General features: G+C 54.4%; 1 protein-coding gene and 1 pseudogene. Both read right to left on the bottom strand.

What is annotated here, in order from left to right:
- Positions 1 to 47: 47 nt before the first annotated feature.
- Positions 48 to 404 (bottom strand): four helix bundle protein, encoded by a 357-nt coding sequence (locus tag ACP7A4_RS23165; RefSeq protein ID WP_169880703.1) that lies wholly within the window; start codon positions 402 to 404, stop codon positions 48 to 50.
- A 54-nt stretch (positions 405 to 458) separates the two neighbouring features.
- Positions 459 to 678: pseudogene (locus ACP7A4_RS23160) on the bottom strand (DUF1566 domain-containing protein); the annotation flags it as partial.

Here is a 678-nt window from a genome sequence, read left to right as displayed (position 1 = left end):
GCGGCACGACCAGATTCAAAATCGCACAGACCTGAAAGCCGTAACTCTCAGATGGCGGGCGCGGTTGGGGTAGAGCGTTTCCAAGCATTGGCTTGTTTGCCAATGGAGGAGGTGAGCAGAATAGTTTTTGATTGCTGCTCTGGGCTGATGAACCGGCTTTCGGTGCATAGCCTCATGACCAGATCTACCTGGTGCACTTTCTCCAGAAGTAGCTCCAGATGAGGCCGCTTATCTCTATTTGAGTTTGCCCTGCCAATCAGCGTCAGGATCTCCATGCAATCATCCATAACGCGTTTGCTGATCACTTGCTTTAAGTCTCTTGGGATATTCCGAGTGAGGCCCGTTGCAAGTTTGAACAGGTCCATCGACACTTTGTAGATCTGCAAGTCCGTGTGCATCGCCATGGGCAGAAGCTCCTAACAGCAACCGGCCGCAAGCGGCCGGATTAAATAAGCGAATTAATCAATCAGCAACTCTCTGCGGACGGGGCGGACACGGAGCTCGTAGTCCTTGGCGCCGTAGTCCTGATAGCCATCAGCGAAGTCCATGTAGAAAGCGCTGTAGGCGGAGCGCTGCGAGCTCGACCAGTACCAGGAACCCATGAAGGCTTCTTCGCCATCGTCCCGGAATGCCGGGATCGCCGTCTGTGCCGGTAACTCTGCGGTGTACAGCAGGCCT

It is taken from the genome of Pseudomonas sp. TWR3-1-1, assembly GCF_049896545.1.
Lineage (GTDB): Bacteria > Pseudomonadota > Gammaproteobacteria > Pseudomonadales > Pseudomonadaceae > Aquipseudomonas > Aquipseudomonas weihenstephanensis.
Note: the sequence above shows the minus strand (reverse complement) of the source record. Positions and strands in the feature narration are given on the sequence as shown.

What these genes read in the sequence shown, in the direction of transcription:
- ACP7A4_RS23165 (WP_169880703.1), bottom strand. Translation starts at nt 404, where the DNA reads ATGGCGATGCACACGGACTTGCAGATCTACAAAGTGTCGATGGACCTG.